We start from the raw sequence: 18,886 nt of genomic DNA, 5'->3' as shown, positions 1-18,886 counted from the left end.
ACCTCAAGAAGGACAAGGAGCTGCGCGAGCTGTTCGCCGACATCCCTGACAGCGCCGTCCCGGCCCTGGTGCTCTACCCGCTCGGCTGACCGGACCCGCGCGCGGCGGGACAGCCCGTTCCGGCTGTCCCGCCCCCTCACGAAAGCGACGTGCCCCCATCATGTCCGCCTCCGCACAGGCCTTTGAGGACAGAGCCCATCCGCCGGTCCTGGTCATCAGCGACCGCCTCGACGACGACCCGCTCGGGCTGCTGCCGTGCCCGGTGCCCCTGAAGCACTTGCCCTCAGCCCTGTTCACCGCACAGGAGTACCAGAGCGCTCCGCTCGTGCTCCTGGACGACCGCAGCTACACGAACTTCACGCTCCGCCACATGCGCCACCGGCCGGGCCTGATCGTGGCGGCCGCCGACCCAGACGACGGCACGGCGTATCCCCGGGCCGCGGCCATCGGTGCCGAAGCCGTCCTTCGGGCCGGACAAGGCCTGGCCTGGTTGCACCTGCGCCTGCACGCCGCCACCGACTGCCGCTACGCCCCCTGGGAAGCGCTCCTGACCGGCCCGCCCCCACCGGAGGACAGCTGATGCCGGGCCGTCGTCGCTCCCAGCCGACCCACCTCCCACGATCCGAAGGACGTCACCGATGCACCAGATCCCTCAACGCTGTGCGCGCCGGCCGCTGGCAGGCGGGCTGGTGGTGCCGTGGGTGTCCCTCATCCACGGCGGCCACGCGGCATTCGGCAGTCTCGACGCCGAGCGTGCCCGTACCGCCTTCCTGCACGGTCTGTGCCAGATCTGCGGCCAGCACCTGGACGAGCGGTGCTTCCTGATCGTCCGCCCGGCCGACGTGGCCCAGGGCTGTTCCCCGGAACCGGCTCTGCACCCCGAGTGCCTGCCGTACGCCGCCGCGCGCTGTCCCATGCTCAACGGCACGGCCACCCACTACCGGCAGCGTCCCGTCCTGGCCAGTAACCCGGCCGGACGGCCCTGCACTGATCCGTCCTGCCCATGCCCGTCCCTCTCGCCCGACGACGGCCACACCGCCCGCAGCGGCAGCCCGGCCGACCGATACGAGGCATGGATGATCCACACCCGGAACTACCGTCTGACCTTCCGGCCGGACCGGCCCGATGCGCCCTCCGGCATCAGCCTCGACGTGCCTGTCCTGCGCAGGCGCGTCCTGCGCACCGCCCATCTCACGGCCGAGCAAGAACGCCTGATGGGGCTGGTGCGCAGCCTTCTGAACGTCAGCCCGTGACCCCCACTCCTCCCACCACCCTTTGTTGAAGGAGGCTTCCGTGATCACGCCCGACTCGGCCACGCCCGAGGGTGCAGCCATCATCGACCTGTACGAGCAGCTGAAGGTGCTGGAGGAGCGCACCGGCGAGTGGCCCGGTGCCGACACTGTCGACATCCTCGACAAGTGGCTCGCCCGCTTCGACTTCACCGGCCCGGTGACGCGCACACGGCTCGTCGCGGGCAGCGTCTGGGTACTGCGTCGCGAGGACCTTCGCGAGGACGAGGTGACGCTGTGGAGCGACGAGGACTCCGCGCTCGCCGCTCTGGCCGGGCACGTCCGCGAGCGCTGGGACAACCTGCTCGGGGACGACGGCGTCCCGGACCTCCCGCCCCTGAACAACCGTGAGGCTGTCGACCTGTACTACGGGCCGGACCGAGAACGTGGAGACGAGCACTACTCGCTGTACGCCGACGACATCGGCCGGCTGGTGCGGACCCTGCCTGCTCCGGACGGCTTCCGCTTCCCGGACGCGGAGGTCTGCGCGGAAGTCAACAGCGCAGCCGTCTTCCACCCGATGGCCGGCCCCGACGACGAAGGCCTGCCGTGCATCGAGATCGCCGGGGTTCTCGTCTTCGCCTACCTGGACGCCGACATGCAGGCCGTGCGGGTCTCAGTTCACCTGGACACCACCGACGAGCTGCTCGTCCAGCCCCGACAGACGGTGCCTTTGCACGTGGAGGTCGAGGACTCCACGGTGTTCAGCGGGGGCACCGCGTCGGCGCCAGCGGTAGCTGGCATGTGGCGGCGGTGGCTGCGACTGCTGGGCCGCTGGATGCAGCGGACGAGGGGGGATTGACCCACCCCTAAAACACACTATTATTAGTGATAGGAGGTGTTCGCATGGCCCCGTCGATCACGCACGTGTCCGGCACCGTCACCAGCGACGTCGAATGCCGCTTCACCGAATCCGGCATCGCCGTCTGCCGCTTCCGCCTCACCGAGACCCCGAGCCAGTGGGACGCCGCCACACAGAAGTGGCGGGACGGGACCCCGATCCCCTACGTGTGCACCGCCTGGCGGGACCTCGCCCGCAACGCCGCCGAATCCCTCACCAGCGGAGTCACCGTCCTGGTCAAGGGCCGCATCACCGAGATCAAGGACAACTCCATCTACCTGAGCGTCGACGACATCGGCATCAGCCTGCGCCAGCGCATCGCCTACACCGAAGCCAGCCTGCCCAGCCCGGCCGCCGCCGCTCCCGTCACCCCTCCCCCGACGCCTCAGCCCGCCGCTCCGAGCGCGCACCGTCCCCCCACCAGGCAGCCCGGCAATCCTCCGGCCTGGTGGGAAAAGCAGAGGTCCTCCGGCTGGTCCAGCACCGCCGCCTCCGGCGCCGACGGCTCTCCCTTTCACGTCGGCCGCTGACGCTCTGCCCCTTCTTCCCCTTCACCGCCCACCCCGGCGCGGTACCGGTTCGCCTGCCGGTGCCGCGCCATGCCCGAGAGGCCGCCATGCCCGAGCCCGCCCTGCCCGAACGTGCCGCCCGCGCCGCGCTGGCCGCCCACTTCGCCCCGGACCAGGTCGCCGCCGACCTCGCCGACTACGCCCCTGCCGAGGTCTGGCAGCGGCGCGTGCGCCGCGACAACAGCGGGCACCTGGCCCAGTACAAGCCGCGCGAAGAACTCGACAACGCAACTCTGACCTGCCCGTTCGTCATCCCCTCGGACGAGGTCTGGCCCATCGCCCTGGAGGACCTCGGGCCCCACTGCCCGCTGGGCATGTGGGTCCGCGGCAGCGACCAGTTGCCCCAGCTGACCGCCCGCTCCGTCGCCGTGACCGGCAACCGGAACGCCACCGAGCAGGCCATCGCCCACACGCACACCTTCGCCGCGGCGGTCGCCGAGGCCGGCCACACGGTCACCGCCACACTCGCCTACGGCGTCGACTCCGCCGCCCACCGGGCAGCCGCTCAGGCGGGCCGGTCGACGCTGGCCGTCCTGCCGCGTGGCCTCGACCGCGCCCACCCCCACGACCACGCCCAGCTGCTGAGTTCCATCCCCGCCGACGGCGGCGCAGTGGTCAGCCTCTACCGGCCCGGCACCGCAGCCAGCAGCGCGACGCTCCACGCCAGCCCCCGCCGGCTGGCCGCACTCGCCCGCGCGGTGATCCTCATCGAGGCCCTCGACCACGCCGAGGCGACCCGCACCGCCGAGTCCGACCTCGCCCTCAAACGGCCCCTGCTCGCCGCGCCCCCTGACGGCGACGTCCGCTCCAGCGGCAGCGCCCGCCTGCTCGCCGAGCAGCGCGCCGTCCTGGTCGCGGACCCCGCAGCCGCGCTCGCCCTGCTCTGAGACCCCAACCGCCCTCCCGGGAGAGGACCGTGCCGTGCCTGAGCACGTCGACTTCTTCGAGGCCGTCGTCACCGCCTACCCCGACGACGCCGACCACGCCCCACTGCTCGCCGACCCCGTTCACGCGCGCGTGGCCCGCGCCGGCGACGTCGTCGAGGGCGACCTGATCCTGGCCGCTGTCTCCCTGCGCGGCGCCGACTACTTCAACGACCAGTACACCGCCCACCCCGAGCCCTACGACCCGGCCTGCCAGTGCGGCGTGTGCTGCCACCTCACCCACGAACCCGGCCCCGTCGTCGTGCTGTCCAACGGCCATCCCTGGCCGACCTGCGACCCGTGGCTCGCCGACGCCCTGGTCCTCATCATCCCCGCCCAGCCCCTGCCCCACCGGATCGCGAAGGAGTGACGCACCGCCATGCCTAGCACTGCGTTCACACCGTCGCTGCCCGGCCTCGCTACCGACGACGAGCTGGACACCGTCATCAACTGGGGGCTCGGCGCGGACTCCACCGCCTACCTCGCGCGCATGCTCACCAACCCCGCCGCGCACGGCATCGACCTGGCGCGCACCGCCGTCCTCTACATGGCCACCGGCAGCGAGTGGCCCGAAACCCGGCTGCTGTGCGAGGAGTTCATGCTTCCGCTTCTGCGCTCCCGCGGCGTGCGGTTCGTGCAGTTGGCGCGGGCCGGGCACCTGAAGGCCGACGGGATCACGATCCTGGACGACTCCCGCCACCCCGAGCGGCTGTTCGCCCGGGGCCTGTGGACGCTGTGGGACGAGCTGGAGTCCGTGGGGACCGTCCCGCAGCAGGCCGGCATCCGCAAGTGCAGCCTGCGTGCAAAAGGCGAGGTCGGCGACCCGTGGATCACCCAGGTCTTCGGCGGCCGCCCGTTCAGGCAGATCATGGGCTTCAACGCCGACGAGGAAGGCCGCCGCTTCGGCGACCAGGCCGCCTCGAAGGTCCCCGGACGCACGGGCGTGTTCCCGCTCATCGACTGGGGCTGGGACCGGCAGCAGTGCGAGGCCTAACTCCTGGACCGGTTCGGCGTGCACTGGCCGAAGTCGTACTGCACCTTCTGCTGCTTCCCCACCTCCATGGGCGCGCTGCCCGCCCACCTGGAACGCATGCGCTCCCATCCGGACATCGCCGGTGAGGTGCTGCGCCTGGAGTACACGGCGATGAGCCTCAACCCCAACGCGAAGCTCTACGGCCGCAAGACCCTCCTGGAGATGTTCGACCCCTCGCGGCCGCGGGACCGGGCGTGCCTGGAGGCGTTCGAGCGAGAGCTCGACACGCCGTGGGCGCTGTACCACGTGCGCCGGCTGTTCCTGCTGTCCGACTCCGGAAAGCGGCGGCCGGTGATGCGCTCCACCGAGCGCGTCGACCTCGGCCGACCCCAGCAGCTCGCCCGGCGACTGATCTCCGTCTCCGAGCGACACCACGTCGACGTCGAGCACGACCCCATCTACGGGCGCGCCCGCTCCTGGGTGCGCCGCCGCGCGAAGGCGTGGCCGATGGCGGAGGAACTCTTCGCCACCGCCCCCGCCCGCGTGATCAACAAGCAGGACGAGGCCTTCGAGGAGGAGTGGGACTCCCTGCTCTCCGGTGCCGCCGCCCAGCTCCCGCTCGCCTGAACCGCCCGACCACCGACCTTCGGAAGGACCCGTCATGTGCGCACCCATGTCCTTATCCCCGGCCCGCGCCTCGCTCCCGTGCCGTGCTGTACCTGGCCACGCCGTCCGGAACTGACGTACGGGCCGCCATGCAGGCCGGCCTCCTGGGCTGCATGACGACCCCGGCGCAGGGCAACGTGATCCCGCCCGGCGCCCTGTACGCCTGCGACAACGGCAAGTTCGGCAAGGGCTGGCCCGGCGCCGAGGGCTGGTTCACCTGGCTGAAGGCGACCGTCGACCGCTACGGCCGAGACCGCTGCCTGTGGGCAGTCGCCCCCGACGTCCCCATGGACGCTGCCGCGACTCTGGCCGAGTCGAGGCCGTGGCTGGAGCAGATCCGCGCACTGGGTGTTCCGGTCGCTTTCGCCGCCCAGGACGGCAGCGAGAACGGCCTCATCCCCTGGGACTTGACCGACGTGCTGTTCCTCGCGGGCTCCACCCAGTGGAAGACCTCACCGGCCGCGCACCGCCTGGCCCTGAGAGCGCAGGAGCGAGGCATGGCCGTCCACATGGGCCGCGTCAACTCCCGCCGGCGCCTGCGCATCGCACAGGCCTTCGGGTGCACCAGCTGCGACGGCACCTATCTCGCCTTCGGGCCAGACACCAACCTGCCCCGCCTTCTCGCCTGGATGAACGAACTCCACACCACCCCAACTCTGTTCGGAGACGAGACATGACGACCTGGCTGCGCCTGATCGGCGCATCGATCATGGGCATCCTCGACCCCGTCCCCTCCAGCGTGACCTCCCCGATGACCGAGGCGGAGGGCGCCTGGGTCCGCGCGAACGCCTGGACCAGGGGACTGCGCAAGATCGAGGACGCCTACCCCCAGTGCGCGGCAAGCAGCCGCCGCCGCGGCAGGCGGCGCAGCCTCGTACGGGCCACGGCCGCCGCCCGGCCGGCGCGGGCAAGCCCGCTGGTCCGGCCGGGCGGGGGTCGTGTGATCAGGCGAGGGCGACCAGGTCGCGGTAGCCCTCGCTCCACAGGTCCTCGTCCGCGTCGGGCAGCAGCAGGACGCGGTCGGGGCGCAGGGCGTCGATGGCGCCCTCGTCGTGGGTGACCATCACGATCGCGCCGGGGTAGGAGCTGACGGCGGCCAGGACCTCGGTGCGGGAGGCGGGGTCGAGATTGTTGGTCGGCTCGTCCAGCAGCAGCACGTTGGCGCCGGAGTGGACCAGCCCGGCCAGCGCCAGGCGGGTCTTCTCCCCGCCCGAGAGCACCCCGGCCCGCTTGTCGGCGTCGTCCCCGGAGAACAGGAACGCGCCCAGGACGCGCCGGGCTTCACCCTCGCTCAGATGCGGGGCCGCATCCGCCAGGTTCTGCCGGACCGTGCGCCCCGGGTGGAGGGTGTCGTGTTCCTGGGCGAAGTAGCCCAGGCGCAGCCCGTGGCCGTGCACCACCCGGCCGGAGTCCGGCTGCTCCTGGCCGGCGAGGATGCGCAGCAGAGTGGTCTTGCCCGCGCCGTTGAGGCCGAGGATGACCAGGCGACTGCCCCTGTCCACGGCCAGGTCCACACCGGCCAGGACCTGGTGGTCACCGTAGGACTTGGCCAGGCTGACGGCGCCGAGCGGCATCCGCCCGCACGGGGCGGGCTCGGGCAGCCGGATCTTGGCGACCTTCTCCGTGCGCCGGGCCGGTTCGAGCTCGGCCAGCATCCGGTCCGCACGCCGCGCCATGCTCCTGGCCATTACGGCGGTCGCCGAGCGGGCCTTCATCTTGTCGGCCTGCGCGTGCAGGGCGGCGGCCTTGCGCTCGGCACCGACGCGCTCGCGGACGCGGCGCCGCTCATCAGTCTCGCGCTGAGAGAGGTAAGCGCTCCAGCCGGTGTTGTGCAGGTCGATCGTGGCCCGGGTGGCGTCCAGGTGAAACACCCGGTTGACGACGTCGGCCAGCAAGGATGTGTTGTGGCTGATGACCACCAGGCCGCCGGTGTGGTCTTGGAGGAAGGTGCGCAGCCAGGCGACCGAGTCGGCGTCGAGGTGGTTGGTCGGCTCGTCCAGCAGCAGGGTGCCGTCGTGTCCGGCGAACAGGATGCGGGCCAGTTCGACGCGGCGCCGCTGGCCGCCGGACAGGGTGCCGACCGGCTCGCCGAGGACCCGCTCGGGCAGGCCGAGCCCGGCGGCCATGCGGGCGGCCTCGGCCTCGGCGGCGTAGCCGCCGCCGGCCTGGAAGGCGGCCTCGGCGCGGGCGTAGGCATTCATCGCCCGCTCCAGCGCGGCCGGGACGGCGGCCTCGGCCATCGCCGTCTCGGCCGCACGCAGCCGGTGCAGAGCCCGGTCCAGGCCGCGGGCGGACAGGATCCGGTCGGTGACCGTGACGTCCGGGTCGGCGGCGCGGGAGTCCTGCGCGAGGAACCCGACCTGACCGGTGCGGGTGACGGTGCCGGCGGCAGGTCTGGTCTGCCCGGCCAGAGCGGTCAGCAGGGTGGTCTTGCCCGCACCGTTGCGGCCGACGAGGCCGATGCGGTCGCCGGGCGAGACGGTGAAGGAGATGTCGGAGAGCAGCAGGCGGGCGCCCGCGCGCAGCTCGACACCGCGAACGGTAATCATGAGGTAACGCTCCGAAATAGCGAAAGGACACACTTCTGGCGTGGAAGCGGGTCCTCGGCTAGGAAACTCGGGGCGTAGACATGCCTCTACCGTAACCGACGGCCCGTGAGCGGCGCATCCGCGATCCAGAGCCCCTGGTGGGAGCCGCCGTCAGGACGTGGTGCGGCGAGCCCGGTAGGCGGCAGTCTTGGAGTGCGAAGATCAGCCGGTGGCGCAGAAGCGGCGCGAGCCGTTGCGGGTGAGGTCGATGTAGAACCGGTCGCAGGCAAGGGCCTGGCACAGGCTGAAACGGCCCTCGTTGAACCAGTCGATGACCAGCGCCAGGCCGGTGGACAGCTCCCCGCCCAGTGCGTCCACGGCATCCCCGGTGCCGTGGACGCGCAGGTCATAGGGCTGGGCGGTGTCGCGGGTCAGGTAGGGCAGGGCGATCAGCGCGTTGAGCCGCTCCGCCCATGGCCCTTGTCATGCCGACCTCCAGCGTCCGGCGGCGAAGAACGTGCCTGATGTGCCTGCACGAGCAATGGGTCAGTGAACAGCAGTTGCACTTGACAGGTATAGATAAAGGGGTCGGTGAAGGTGCAGTTCGGCCTGTACGACGTCTCCGGCAGCAGGCGTCGGCTGTGCGGCGTTGCCGTGTTCGGGGTTCCGGTCAGCACAGCTGTCCTTACCAAGCCCCTGCCGGGCCTGCGCCCTTACAAGGAGTCGCTGGTGTGCTCGCGCTTCGTCCTGCTCGATGAGTGCCCCGGCAACTCGGAATCGTGGTTCCTCGCCCGCTGCTTCGATGCTCTGCTCGAGGACGGGGTACGCGGCGTTGTCTCGTTCGCCGACCCCGTCCCGCGCCGCACCGCCTCCGGCCGACTGGTGATGCCCGGGCACGTGGGAACGATCTACGCGGCGACGAACGCGGTGTACGCCGGCCGGGCAACCGCCCGGACGGTGAAGCTTCTGCCGGACGGCACCGTCTTCCACGACCGGGCAGCGCAGAAGATCCGCCGCGCCGAGCAGGGCCACGAATACGCCGCTGCTCAACTCCTTGCGCTCGGAGCTCCGCGGCCGCGGCCCGGCTGCGACCCGGCTCTGTGGCTGCGCGAGGCCCTGGCCGCGGTTGGCGCCCGCAACGTCCGGCACCGCGGTGTGCAGCGCTACGTGTTCCGGCTTGGCCGGACCCGCCGTGAGCGGGAGGAGATCGAGCTCGGTCTCCCCGTGCTGCGGCCCTACCCGAAACGTCCCGACGCCGAGCCTGCAGCGGCGTGAGGTGCTCGGGCACCGCCGTCCGCGATCGGCCGCCAGTCCTGGCGCCCCCCCGTTCTCGTCTCCTTGGAGCTGCCATGCCTTCGCGTACCGTCCACCGCCCGCCTCGCGTGCCCGACTTGACCTCCTACGACCTGCTCGCGCCCCAGCTGTCCGGCGGCAAGGACAGCGCGGTCATGATGTGCGTGTTCATGGAAGCCGCCCGGGCCGCCGGCGTGGACGACCGGGTGATCTCCTACCACTCCAGCCTCGGAGTGCTGGAGTGGCCGCCGGTGGTCTTTGGCGGCATCCGTTATCCCGGGGTGTCCGAGCTCGCCGCGCTGCAGAGCGCTGCCTTCGGGGTGCCGGCCGTCCGGCACCTGGAGGTCACCCGCACGATGCCGGGCCCGGACGGCACCCGGATGCCGCGCAGCCTGCTGACCGAGATCGCGGCCTACGGCCGCTTCCCGCGCATGGGCAGCCCGTACTGCCGCAAGAGCGCCAAGGAGAGCGTGGTCTCCAGCGCCTGGACACCGATCGTCAACCGTCTGAAGCGCGAGCTCGGCCGCCCGGTGCGGATCCTGAAGGTCATGGGTCTGCGCAGCGACGAGGGGCCCGACCGCAAGAAGCGGGCGGCGTTCCGTACGGTGCAGGCCAACAGTGCGCGCGTCGTCGACGAGTGGCTGCCCGTCAAGGACTGGTCGACCGACGCGGTCAAGGAGTGGCACACCGACGCGCCGGTGCCGTACTGCTGGACGTACGATTCGGCGCCCGGTGCGGGCGACTGGGGCGGAACCTCCCGCTGCTCGTGCTCGCTGTGCGTCTTCGCCTCCCGCCACGACGTGCTGCTCTCCATCGGCCGGCGGCCGCGGCTGGCCGACCTGTACGCCGAGGTCGAACAGGTCCGAGGCGACAGCTTCCGCGCTGACTGGCGCATCACCGATCTGATCCGGCACGCCGCGGCCTGCGGAGCGCCCGACCCCGGCGTGGTCTGCTCCGACGACGGCCCGGAGTTCACCGCCCTCGAGGAGCAGGTCCGAGCGGCCTTGGAGGAGGAGCCCCGCAAGAAGCCCGACCTGGCCCGGCGGACACGACGATCTCCGTGCGATGGCTGTGCCGCTCCGCTCTGAAGATTTCCCACACGTCTCTGTTCTTTCTTGAAGGGCATACTGCTGATGATGACGACGACCACCCAGCGCCTCCTCGACCTCGCCGCGGCCGCACCGGCCAGCCACGACGAGGACCTGGTGCTGCTCCTGCGCGAAGCGAGTGAGCTGTACCAGCAGGGTTTTGCAGACCTGCGCGACACGGTGGCGGCCCGCTTCGCCGGGCTGTCCGGCGGGGATCTGGTGGCGGCCGCGACCGCGGCCGGCATGCCGTGCGATGCGTCCCAGGATCGCGACGAGTTGGTCCTGCTGCTCGCCCTGGCCGAGTGGGAGATGACTCTGGCGGCCCTGGCCTACTCGGAGATGGCCCAGGACGCGGCTCACCGCGGTGTGTGCCTGATCCCGGAGGAATGACTTCGTCCTCGCGCCAGCCGGGGAAACCTGGGCAGCGTACTAGACCTCCGCCCCAAACTCCTGCCATTATGTGAGTTGTGAGGCGGGCAGGCCGGCTCACCTCCGACAGGATGGACGGTTGGGTCATGACCTCGCGCAGTGAGCGTCGCCTGGTCGACGCTGCCGAGATCGCGGCTGAACAGGGTCTGACGCATGCGCGGATCAGCGGCCTCTACAAGGACCGCGCCGAGAACGGTTTCCCCGAAATCGCTGCCATGCGCGGCCGCGCCCGCCTGTGGGACCACGCACTGGTCAGTGAGTGGTTCGCGAACCGCCCGCCGACACGACTACGCGAGCACACGCCGCCCGCCCGTGACCCGCAGGACCTGCTGAACGGAGCAGAGGCCTCGAGGTTCCTGGGTTACAAGAACGCCAACCAGGTCACGACCTTCGTCCGTGATCACCCCGGCTACTTCCCCGACCCGGACGTCGTCGAAGAGCTCGGCACCGCCGAAAACCCCTACCGTCGGCAGCTGTGGCGTGTACAGACCCTGCTGGACTGGATGGCCAGCCGCCCTGGCCGCGGCAGGCACGCCGGCGCGAAACGCACGGCCCCCGCGCTGCCCGACGTGCCCGTCGACGGCGACCCCGACGAGCTATTGGGCGCCACTCAGGCCGCGGCACTGCTGGGGTTCAAGAGCCTCAACTCCTTCTCCAGCAGCCTCTCCCAGGGCAACCTGCCCATCCTGGAAACCCCCGACGCTATCACAGAGAAGGGCGGACGCCGGCGGTGGACGCGTCGGCGGATCCTCGAGCAGGCCGCCCAACGGCGGCACATAAACCGGCGGTGAGCCCCCTTTGCCCCGCCCCATAGATGTGGCATCCGGTTACGGGTCGTTGGTCCCTTGCGGGCCGGATGTCGCCTGATGGCCGGTATGGCGTGGCTCGCCACCACGCCCCGCAGCAGCCCCGGCTGCTGCGGGCCGGCCATCGCCGAACTTCTCCGCCACAGCCGTTTCCCTGCACTCCCATGCCAGAGGCAGTGAGCTCTCCCCAGGCACAGCCCTTGGTCGGGCCCGTGGACGCACGTGTTGGCGCCCACCACGAGGCTGTTTCGCCTTCGTGACCATGGTCGGGGCCTCGTGGTGGGGAGCCTGGTCGGGGCCCACAGGTTTCCTGAGCAGCAACCGACGGTCTCAGAGGAGACCGCGACGGCCGCGGAAGGGAACGTCTCATGAGCAGCTCCGTAGGGAGCAATCTGGCGACGACGCCGGCCCGGAGCCACGCTGAGCCCTTGGCTTACCAAGTGCTGGCCGGGCTCGCCCAGCACCGCCTCGCCACGACCAGCCAGTTGCGTCAGATGCTGCGCCCGGACGGCACACGGCAGCTGATGTCCCGTGTCCTGAACAGGTTGCGTTCCGACGGCTTGGTCGACTGCACAGTGCTGCCGGGCGCGAGCCGCACGCGTGCCAACGTCTGGTACCTCACGCAGGAAGGCGCGCGGCTGACCCGCGACCTGCCCGCATTGCGGGGCCGGCCGCCCTACCCCATCTCCTCCACCACGGCAGCGTCGCTGAAGACCCCGCACACGCTCGCCGTCGTACGCACCCACCTTGCCTTCGCCGCAGACGCCCGTCGGCTGGGACACGAGCACGGCCCCTGGGACTGGACACCCGAGGTGTCCCACTCCATCGGCGAGGGCGAGCGGATTGTGGCTGACGCGGTGATGTACTACACCGTCGTCGAGAGCGAACACCGTCGAAAGCTGCGCGCATTCGTCGAAGTCGATCGCAGCACCATGAGCAGTGAGCGTCTGGCCGTGAAGCTGATCGAGTATGCCCGCCTCTTCCAGTACGAGGCTCAGCCCGTCGGCCGGCGTAAACAGGCCACCACGGGCCCTGTCTGGCTGCGCTGGTATCCGGCCTTTCCCCGTGTGCTTTTCGTACTCACTGGTGCTTCCCGCGCCAGGCTGGATAGTCGGATGAGCGATCTACAGGCGATGGTGGCTCAGCACCCGCTCGTAGCGGCCCTCGCCCGGAAAGTCGGGCTGGGAGCCGCCGTGCTGGAAGACCTGGAGCAGCACGGTCCAACCCACAGTGTCTGGAGGCCGTTGGCCGGCGGCAAGCCTCGCTCGTGGACGGATCTAGGAGTCGCCAGCGTGAGCCATAGCAGTTGATCAGCCTCCCCTTGGCCGCTTGTCAGCGTGCCGCTTCCAGGTTCCTGTCAGGGAAGGCGCCTGCGGCCGCCGCTGTGTGGGACGACTTCGACGGTGCCTCCGTCGATGGGTGATGAACCCCGATGGGTCGCCTACCGGAGGAGCATTTGCTCCAGTGGCAGGCCCCCATCCGCTTGGGCACCGTGTCGCCCAGCGGCATCAAAACCACTCACGCCCAGCTTCGGGGAATGAACGTCAACAAGGACACCTGCCCGGGTAACAGGCCAAACGCCCCCTGGCTCACTACGTGCTCACCACCACGGCAGTGAGCACGTAGGCACCCGGGCTGCTCTGCGGCAGGGGTCCGGGCTCGGACCTCAGGACCATCGTGCGTTCGCCGAAGGGTGGCGGGCCCATCCACCGCCCCCTTCGGTCACGAGGCTGGTGAGGACCATGTCGACCTCGGTCAGGACCGCGGCACGCTCAGCAGGCCCGTAGACGATGAACTCGTTGGCTGCGACGTCGTAGACGCGCACCTGGTTGTGTGGACCGGTACACACGAGGGCGCGCGCAATCTCTGGCAGGCCGAGGCTGAGGGCATCGCAGTGCCCGGAGCGGACGAGCTGCACCAGGTCGGTGGTGACGCGCTCCCAGTCGCCGACGGTCGGCCAGTCGGCGCCACCGTTCAGTTCGTGGGTGAGGGTGGCCAGCGGGATGATCTCGCCCGGCCGGCGTCCTTGGGTAAGCAGGTCGTGGATCCGGGCGCCGTCGGGCTGGAGCACCTGCGGGTGGAGCAGTGAGCCGGCGGCGACGACGGTGGTGTTGATCTCCTGGGTTCCGGGGCCGGGGTAGTACGGCTCGTGCGCGAACAGCAGATAGACGTTCGTGGTGCGAACAGCCGGGGTGGGTTCGGTCTGGGGCATCAGGAGGGCTCCCTTCAGCGGGCCTGTACTGGACTTGAGCTCATGTGTCAGCGGACGGACGCCTAGCGGGTGCGGGCCCAGTGGCCGCACGGGTCCGCAGTGCTGGCCCGCGTCGGCCGTGCCGTGCTCGGCGGCGGCGCGTTTCATGACCTGGGTGACCTGACCGGCGAGTTGGAGCATCAGCCGCTCGCGGCCGCTGAGCCAGGCTGAGGCCGAGTGGGTGCCACGGGTCTGGAGCAGGTCCGCGGCGTCCCACAGCAGGTTGTGGCCGATCTCGGCGGAGCGGCGCAGTTCGTAGCGGTCGCTGCCCGCAGAGGCCTGGACGAGGTAGGTCTGCAGGGCTGCGAAGCGCTCCAGGTAGCGGACGGCATCGTCGCCTTCGACGCTGCGAACGTGTTCGCGGGCCCGGGCGTCGAGTCGGCCTGGCAGGTGCTCCGCGAGGAGGGGGGCGAGCAGCATCGCCGGGAGGACGACGTCTACGGGGATGCCCTGGGCGATGGCGGACAGGCCGACGGCCAGGCTGATGAGGGCGATGGCGGCGCCGGAGAGCCGCAAGGACCCGGGAACGGATGCCAGGGCGATGCGCTGGGCGGGACGCCTGGTCAGCCAGAGCAGGGCCAGGCGCTGTGCGCGGGTCGCGGCAGGGGTGAGCACCCCGATCTGATGGGGGGTCTCGGGCGCGCTGCCGTCGCCGGGAATGGTCCAGGCGAACCAGCCCCAGCCGGTGCGCTCGTAGACGAGGACGAGTTCGCAGGCGTCCGAGCAGGTGTGGTCGCGGATGTGGCCGGTGCGCAGGGCGCGGGAGTGTTCCTTCTTCCAGCGCCCTGGATCTTGGGGGAAGGGACGCTCGTGGTGCGCGCCGATGGTGGGTGGGGTGCGGGGGGTGTCGGTCACGGGCTGCTTCCTTCCGGATGTGTCAAGGCGGAGGCGCACGTGGTGCAGCGGCCGTCGCCGTCGGGGTGGGCACGCCGGGGAGTGGGGCCCGGGCAGGTGCGGCACAGCGGCCAGCCGAGGCAGGCCGGGCACAGGTCTTCGCCGGGAGCGGTACCGGGCACGCCGCAGCCGGCGCATTCGACAAGGGCCCGGTAGGTGAGGGCCTCACTCACCGTGCGCGCGGCGGCAGACTCGGCGGACCGCCGCGGCGGTGGGTCGTCCCAGTCGGGTGCATCGTGGTGATCAGCCACGATCGCGGGCGGCGGGTAGGCCTGAGCGGCACGCAGTCGGGCAGCGATGATCGCGCCGACCGTGGTCCGTACCGGGTGGGGCAAGGGCCGGTCGGCGATGACGTGCAGCAGCTGCTCACGGCTCCAGCCGGCTTCCAGCATCACGGTCACGACGCGGCCTTGATCGGTGAGGGCCTTGCCGGTCAGCAGCAGCTCTGGGCGTTGTGCCCCGAGGTCGAGCAGCAGCCGGATGCCCGGGTGCATCTCATCCGCAGCAGGCGGCATGGGCAGAAGCTTCGGTGCCCCCGTCTGGTCCTTCCGTCCAGATTCCGGCACGGCGCCGCTGCGACCGCACGGACGGAGGGGACTGGTCTTCTGCTTCTTGGTCTTCTTTCTGTTGGTGTTCTTAGTGCCGGGATCAGCCAACGTAGGCTCATCCAATCCTGGAAAACCCGACTCTGGCTGCGACCTGGGGTTTTGCAGGGCGGGCAGATCGGTGATGAAGTACAGCGCCTGGCCGAGCGTTCCGTCGGTGTTCCTCTCGCGGGTGCGGTAGAGGAATCCGTGCCGCTCCAGCTGCTTGAGGCCTGTGGTGACCGCGTCGACCCCTTCGCGGCCGCGGCGTACCAGTTCGGCGACGGTGACCTGCCAGCCGTCCCGGTGGGTGCTGACGTACCCGAAGATCCCCTTCGCCTTGTAGGACAACCGGCTGTCGCGGAACAGGCCGTTGGCGATCTGGGTGAACTGATCGCCCGCCATCACCCCGCGCCGGATGCCAGCTGCGAAGCCGGCATCGTGTTCGTCTGCGATGGCGAGGGTGGAGGTGGCTTCCAGCAGGGCGACGTCGAGGGTGGCGGCGGGGCGGTCGGTGATCGCGTAGACGACCTCGCCGAGTGTCCCGTTCGCACGACGCAGGCGTTCACGGATGAGGTAGCCGTACCGCTCGAGTTCTTTGAGGCCGGCGCGGACCGCCTCTCGCCCATCCGGGCCTACGGAGACCAGGTCTGCGACGGTGACCTGCCAGCCGTCCCGGTGGGTGCTGACGTACCCGAAGATCCCCTTCGCCTTGTAGGACAACCGGCTGTCGCGGAACAGGCCGTTGGCGATCTGGGTGAACTGATCGCCCGCCATGACGCCTCGGCGGACCCCTGCCCCGAGTCGGCTCACTGGCGTGCTCCGGAACCGGGCCGCACGGGGTGGCCAGGGCAGCGCGCCAGGCCCGTGAGGATGGGGCGGCCCTCGGGCCTGGGGGCGCGGGCGTACGCGTCATCCATGCAGACAGCTCACCCGCCGGCCCCGACCAGGCTGACGGCCATGAGCCCCGACCATCGATCACGATCCGGCAACAGAAAGCATCTAGCTGCCGTGGTCAGGCTCATGGTCGGGCCGACCAGCTCCCTCCACTGCGCTCACTCACTGACTGCGCAGGGGCTTCGCCTGGACCGCTGATGCCCCGGCCGCCGTCGCGGGCCGGGGCATCAGCGCGCATTGCTCGGGTCAGAAGCGAGTCGTGCACTCGACTGAGCCTCCGCCAACTTGAAGCCGCAGGTCAAAGGGCTGGTGTGACCGATTCTCAGGGCGCTCACGCTGGTCGTGGGCGACTGCCAGAGGAGTAGATCGTCCGTCAGGGGGCGACTTGCCGATTCCTGCTCTCTGGGCCAGGGTGCCTTCTACGATCCGGTGTATGGGCCCCGAGTTGCTGGAACGGATCACCGCGCGGCGTGCGGAGCTGGACGAACTCGAAGAACGGCTGGCCAAGGAGTTGGCGGAGGTGCGGGCTGAGCGGGACGAACTCGCTGTCGCCGAACGGGTCCTTGAACGGGTGAGTGAACAGCTTGCCGACGAACGTGCCTCGGCCGCGCCGGTGCCTGGGCAGGTGGGTGGTCGCGCGGTGATGCTGATTCCGCACCACGCGCCGGACGTCGAGGAGACCGTGCTCCCGCCGGAGTACCAGCGCATTCTCGCCATCGTGCGGCAGGCGGCCGGACCGGTCATGGCCCGGCAGGTCGGCGAGACGCTGGGGGTGGACATCAGCGTGCGGTCCAAGCTGGAACCGCTGCGAGGGAAACTGGTCAGGCTGACCGACCGCGGCTGGCTACGGAAAACGCCCGACGGCCGGTTCACCACCCGCCTGTAACCAGGCACGCCACCACTTGGCGGTGCGGTGAGGGCGTAACCGGGGTGCCTCCGGCGGTCGTTGGGACTGTGTGACGAGAACCCATGAGCGCGCCGAGGACACCTGCCCGCTTGTCTACCAGTGCCGTCTGCCGCTGTCTACGAGCACCGTCAACCACCTCGCCGATCTGCTGCGACGCCACTTGAAGGCGATACGGTCCAGGTGGCGGGCCCTACCGCCCGGAAGGATCGCAGTGATCGTCCTGGCCGTACTGCGTCACGACCAGCGCCTGGCCGACCTGGCCGGCGGCAACAACGTGTCCGAGTCCACCGTCCGTCGCTGGCGCGACGAGGTGATCGAGCTGCTCGCCGCGCAGGCGCCCCGCCTGGACCGTGCCCTGAAGAAAATCGCCAAACGGGGCGGGGATGTGGTCCTGATCGACGGCACCCTCATCCGCACCCAGCGCCGCACTGGGAGAGCCGACCGGCGGAACTACTCCGGCAAGCACCGCAGTCATGGCCTGCACTTCCTCGCCCTGACCGACGAGAGAGGCCGCCTGATCTGGATATCCGCAGCCCGGCCCGGCTCCACCCACGACAACACCGCCGCCCGCCATGACCACATCCTGGCCCACCTGCGTGCCGCCGGCCTCGGGGCGTTGGCCGACCTCGGCTTCCGCGGCCTGGACAACGACATCCGCGACCCCGTGATCGTCACCGGCTTCGCCGCCACCCGCACCCACAAGCTCACCCCCGGCCAGAAGGCCGCCAACCGCGTCCTCACCATCGGACGCGCCCCCGTCGAACACGGCTTCGCCCACCTCAAGAACTGGCGGATCCTCACCAAACTCCGCACCGACCCCGCCCGCGCCACCCACCTCCTGCGCGCCCTGCTCGTCCTGACGAACCTCGAAGTCAACCGCTGAGAGATCTACACAGCAGACAGTCACCCACGACGAATTCGGGTCTCCCGGCACCGGGCATACCGGCCCTTTGCCAGTGCCCCATTGAGCCGACCCAGGACGGTCCCTTGGAACCGGCGTGCGTCAGGGCTGAATGTTCTCCAGGTCCTCAAGGAGGCTGGGGTGGGTCGGCTGCCACCCGAGGGCCTCGCGGGTGTGGGCGCTGGACGCCGGCTGGTCCATGGCGAAGATCGAACCGAACGGGCCGAAGTTCTCCTGCGGAACTTCCTCAACCGGCAGGTCCAGTCGTCGGCCGATGACCGTCGCGATGTCCAGCACCGCGTCGCCCTCGTCGGCGACGGCGTGCCAGGCCGTCCCGGCCGGTGCGGACTCGAGGGCCAGACGGAACAGGACCGCTGCGTCGAGCGCGTGCACGGCCGGCCAGCGCTGGGTGCCGTCCCCCGGGTAGCCGGCCACCCCGGTGCGGCGCGCTTGATCGGTCAACAGGCCGGCGAATCCGCCCTTGCCCTCGTTGTGGACCGTGCGCGGCATGCGGACGGCCGTGCTGCGCACACCGCGCGAGGCGAGGTCCAGCAGCGCGTTGACCGAACGGCCCCGACCGCCCACCGGTCCGTCGGTCGGCAGCGGATCGGCCTCGACAGAGGCACGTCCCGGCACCCAGGGCGTGCCGGAGACCGTGACGATCGGGCGGTCGCTTCCGATCAGTTCCTGCCCCAGCACGGTGAGAGCGGCGCTCTCCTCGGCGATGGCCTGCGCGAGAGCGTCCGGACTGCCGTAGTCGCGCCCGAATGCCAGACTGATCACGCCGTCGCACTGCGCTGCGCCGGACCGCAGGAGGTCGAGGTCCGCCAGTTCCCCTCGCAGCGCCTTGGCACCGGCTGTCTCGAGAGCCTGCGCGGAGCCGTCCGAGCGAGCCAGTGCGAGAACGGTGTGGCCGTTGCCGAGTAGTTCGGCGACGACGGCGGAGCCGATGGTGCCGGTACCGCCCGTGACGAAGACATGCATGAGCTCTCCCTGAAAGTGATGGGACTCTTGTCCCATCACTGACCCTACACGGTGATGGGACAG

General features: G+C 70.5%; 22 protein-coding genes. 17 read left to right on the top strand and 5 right to left on the bottom strand.

Translation table 11 applies throughout. The features are described from left to right. Positions 1-160 precede the first annotated feature (160 nt). From ACWCV9_RS34965 to ACWCV9_RS34920, 10 genes are all read left to right on the top strand, one after another. On the top strand, positions 161-580 hold the full coding sequence (locus ACWCV9_RS34965) for a hypothetical protein (RefSeq protein ID WP_385848257.1): 420 nt from the start codon (positions 161-163) through the stop codon (positions 578-580). 58 nt (positions 581-638) lie between these two features. Further along, positions 639-1,253, top strand: a complete 615-nt coding sequence (locus ACWCV9_RS34960) for a cell envelope biogenesis protein OmpA (RefSeq protein WP_450792699.1) — start codon at positions 639-641, stop codon at positions 1,251-1,253. Between the two features lie 40 nt (positions 1,254-1,293). Continuing rightward, entirely contained in the window at positions 1,294-2,091 is a 798-nt protein-coding gene (locus ACWCV9_RS34955; protein WP_385848253.1) for a hypothetical protein, read from the top strand. A gap of 44 nt (positions 2,092-2,135) precedes the next feature. Continuing rightward, entirely contained in the window at positions 2,136-2,660 is a 525-nt protein-coding gene (locus tag ACWCV9_RS34950; protein WP_450792698.1) for a single-stranded DNA-binding protein, read from the top strand. Between the two features lie 86 nt (positions 2,661-2,746). Then, positions 2,747-3,586 carry a DNA-processing protein DprA gene (locus ACWCV9_RS34945; protein ID WP_450792696.1) on the top strand — a complete coding sequence of 280 codons (840 nt, stop codon included), beginning with the start codon at positions 2,747-2,749 and terminating at the stop codon, positions 3,584-3,586. Positions 3,587-3,620: 34 nt separating this feature from the next. Further along, on the top strand, positions 3,621-3,992 hold the full coding sequence (locus tag ACWCV9_RS34940; RefSeq protein WP_450792694.1) for a hypothetical protein: 372 nt from the start codon (positions 3,621-3,623) through the stop codon (positions 3,990-3,992). A 9-nt stretch (positions 3,993-4,001) separates the two neighbouring features. Continuing rightward, positions 4,002-4,616 carry a hypothetical protein gene (locus tag ACWCV9_RS34935; protein ID WP_450792692.1) on the top strand — a complete coding sequence of 205 codons (615 nt, stop codon included), beginning with the start codon at positions 4,002-4,004 and terminating at the stop codon, positions 4,614-4,616. Between the two features lie 18 nt (positions 4,617-4,634). Next, positions 4,635-5,222, top strand: coding sequence for a hypothetical protein (locus ACWCV9_RS34930; RefSeq protein WP_450792690.1), 588 nt, complete (start codon positions 4,635-4,637; stop codon positions 5,220-5,222). Between the two features lie 152 nt (positions 5,223-5,374). Further along, positions 5,375-5,938, top strand: coding sequence for a hypothetical protein (locus ACWCV9_RS34925; protein WP_450792688.1), 564 nt, complete (start codon positions 5,375-5,377; stop codon positions 5,936-5,938). Further along, positions 5,935-6,321, top strand: coding sequence for a DUF6248 family natural product biosynthesis protein (locus ACWCV9_RS34920; RefSeq protein WP_450792686.1), 387 nt, complete (start codon positions 5,935-5,937; stop codon positions 6,319-6,321). Before ACWCV9_RS34925 ends, ACWCV9_RS34920 begins: the two co-directional genes overlap by 4 nt. Here the strand turns inward: ACWCV9_RS34920 and ACWCV9_RS34915 are convergent. Continuing rightward, complete coding sequence (locus ACWCV9_RS34915; RefSeq protein ID WP_450792684.1) at positions 6,206-7,810, bottom strand: ABC-F family ATP-binding cassette domain-containing protein; 1,605 nt, start codon at positions 7,808-7,810, stop codon at positions 6,206-6,208. The two genes, ACWCV9_RS34920 and ACWCV9_RS34915, sit on opposite strands and share 116 nt — an antisense overlap. A gap of 201 nt (positions 7,811-8,011) precedes the next feature. Beyond that, positions 8,012-8,167 (bottom strand): CGNR zinc finger domain-containing protein, encoded by a 156-nt coding sequence (locus ACWCV9_RS34910; protein WP_450792682.1) that lies wholly within the window; start codon positions 8,165-8,167, stop codon positions 8,012-8,014. A 213-nt stretch (positions 8,168-8,380) separates the two neighbouring features. Here ACWCV9_RS34910 and ACWCV9_RS34905 point away from each other — a divergent pair, with 213 nt between their 5' ends. The 5 genes from ACWCV9_RS34905 (at position 8,381) to ACWCV9_RS34885 (ending at position 12,715) form a co-directional block, all read left to right on the top strand. Next, on the top strand, positions 8,381-9,064 hold the full coding sequence (locus ACWCV9_RS34905; RefSeq protein WP_450792680.1) for a Mom family adenine methylcarbamoylation protein: 684 nt from the start codon (positions 8,381-8,383) through the stop codon (positions 9,062-9,064). A 74-nt stretch (positions 9,065-9,138) separates the two neighbouring features. Next, on the top strand, positions 9,139-10,170 hold the full coding sequence (locus ACWCV9_RS34900; protein WP_450792678.1) for a phosphoadenosine phosphosulfate reductase: 1,032 nt from the start codon (positions 9,139-9,141) through the stop codon (positions 10,168-10,170). A 48-nt stretch (positions 10,171-10,218) separates the two neighbouring features. Then, complete coding sequence (locus tag ACWCV9_RS34895; RefSeq protein WP_450792676.1) at positions 10,219-10,560, top strand: hypothetical protein; 342 nt, start codon at positions 10,219-10,221, stop codon at positions 10,558-10,560. 125 nt (positions 10,561-10,685) lie between these two features. Then, on the top strand, positions 10,686-11,390 hold the full coding sequence (locus tag ACWCV9_RS34890) for a hypothetical protein (protein WP_450792674.1): 705 nt from the start codon (positions 10,686-10,688) through the stop codon (positions 11,388-11,390). 383 nt (positions 11,391-11,773) lie between these two features. Further along, a complete protein-coding gene (locus tag ACWCV9_RS34885; protein WP_450792673.1) occupies positions 11,774-12,715 on the top strand; it encodes a replication-relaxation family protein in 942 nt (313 codons plus the stop codon). A gap of 356 nt (positions 12,716-13,071) precedes the next feature. Here ACWCV9_RS34885 and ACWCV9_RS34880 read toward each other — a convergent pair whose 3' ends face one another. Both ACWCV9_RS34880 and ACWCV9_RS34875 read right to left on the bottom strand, forming a co-directional pair. Beyond that, positions 13,072-14,511: a hypothetical protein gene (locus ACWCV9_RS34880; RefSeq protein WP_450792671.1), complete on the bottom strand. Its 1,440-nt coding sequence runs from the start codon at positions 14,509-14,511 to the stop codon at positions 13,072-13,074. Next, entirely contained in the window at positions 14,508-15,947 is a 1,440-nt protein-coding gene (locus ACWCV9_RS34875; RefSeq protein WP_450792669.1) for a hypothetical protein, read from the bottom strand. Before ACWCV9_RS34875 ends, ACWCV9_RS34880 begins: the two co-directional genes overlap by 4 nt. A 517-nt stretch (positions 15,948-16,464) precedes the next feature. Between ACWCV9_RS34875 and ACWCV9_RS34870 the strand changes: the two genes are divergently transcribed. Together ACWCV9_RS34870 and ACWCV9_RS34865 are read left to right on the top strand one after the other, a co-directional pair. Then, the gene (locus ACWCV9_RS34870; RefSeq protein ID WP_385848235.1) at positions 16,465-16,917 is read left to right on the top strand and encodes a hypothetical protein; all 453 of its coding nucleotides are present in this window, start codon (positions 16,465-16,467) and stop codon (positions 16,915-16,917) included. A 70-nt stretch (positions 16,918-16,987) separates the two neighbouring features. Next, entirely contained in the window at positions 16,988-17,821 is an 834-nt protein-coding gene (locus ACWCV9_RS34865; protein WP_385848234.1) for a transposase family protein, read from the top strand. Positions 17,822-17,941: 120 nt separating this feature from the next. On the opposite strand, the gene ACWCV9_RS34860 is transcribed toward ACWCV9_RS34865, so the two are convergent. After that, complete coding sequence (locus tag ACWCV9_RS34860) at positions 17,942-18,823, bottom strand: SDR family oxidoreductase (RefSeq protein WP_450792668.1); 882 nt, start codon at positions 18,821-18,823, stop codon at positions 17,942-17,944. Positions 18,824-18,886 lie beyond the last annotated feature (63 nt).

The sequence above is a fragment of the Streptomyces sp. NPDC001606 genome (genome assembly GCF_053596835.1).
This window is presented reverse-complemented; position numbering and strand designations above follow the sequence as displayed.

Coding starts and splice junctions, on each gene's coding strand:
- ACWCV9_RS34965 (WP_385848257.1), top strand. CDS start 161: ATGTCCGCCTCCGCACAGGCCTTTGAGGACAGAGCCCATCCGCCGGTC.
- ACWCV9_RS34960 (WP_450792699.1), top strand. CDS start 639: ATGCACCAGATCCCTCAACGCTGTGCGCGCCGGCCGCTGGCAGGCGGG.
- ACWCV9_RS34950 (WP_450792698.1), top strand. CDS start 2,136: ATGGCCCCGTCGATCACGCACGTGTCCGGCACCGTCACCAGCGACGTC.
- ACWCV9_RS34945 (WP_450792696.1), top strand. CDS start 2,747: ATGCCCGAGCCCGCCCTGCCCGAACGTGCCGCCCGCGCCGCGCTGGCC.
- ACWCV9_RS34935 (WP_450792692.1), top strand. CDS start 4,002: ATGCCTAGCACTGCGTTCACACCGTCGCTGCCCGGCCTCGCTACCGAC.
- ACWCV9_RS34925 (WP_450792688.1), top strand. CDS start 5,375: ATGACGACCCCGGCGCAGGGCAACGTGATCCCGCCCGGCGCCCTGTAC.
- ACWCV9_RS34920 (WP_450792686.1), top strand. CDS start 5,935: ATGACGACCTGGCTGCGCCTGATCGGCGCATCGATCATGGGCATCCTC.
- ACWCV9_RS34915 (WP_450792684.1), bottom strand. CDS start 7,810: ATGATTACCGTTCGCGGTGTCGAGCTGCGCGCGGGCGCCCGCCTGCTG.
- ACWCV9_RS34900 (WP_450792678.1), top strand. CDS start 9,139: ATGCCTTCGCGTACCGTCCACCGCCCGCCTCGCGTGCCCGACTTGACC.
- ACWCV9_RS34895 (WP_450792676.1), top strand. CDS start 10,219: ATGACGACGACCACCCAGCGCCTCCTCGACCTCGCCGCGGCCGCACCG.
- ACWCV9_RS34890 (WP_450792674.1), top strand. CDS start 10,686: ATGACCTCGCGCAGTGAGCGTCGCCTGGTCGACGCTGCCGAGATCGCG.
- ACWCV9_RS34885 (WP_450792673.1), top strand. CDS start 11,774: ATGAGCAGCTCCGTAGGGAGCAATCTGGCGACGACGCCGGCCCGGAGC.
- ACWCV9_RS34870 (WP_385848235.1), top strand. CDS start 16,465: ATGGGCCCCGAGTTGCTGGAACGGATCACCGCGCGGCGTGCGGAGCTG.
- ACWCV9_RS34860 (WP_450792668.1), bottom strand. CDS start 18,823: ATGCATGTCTTCGTCACGGGCGGTACCGGCACCATCGGCTCCGCCGTC.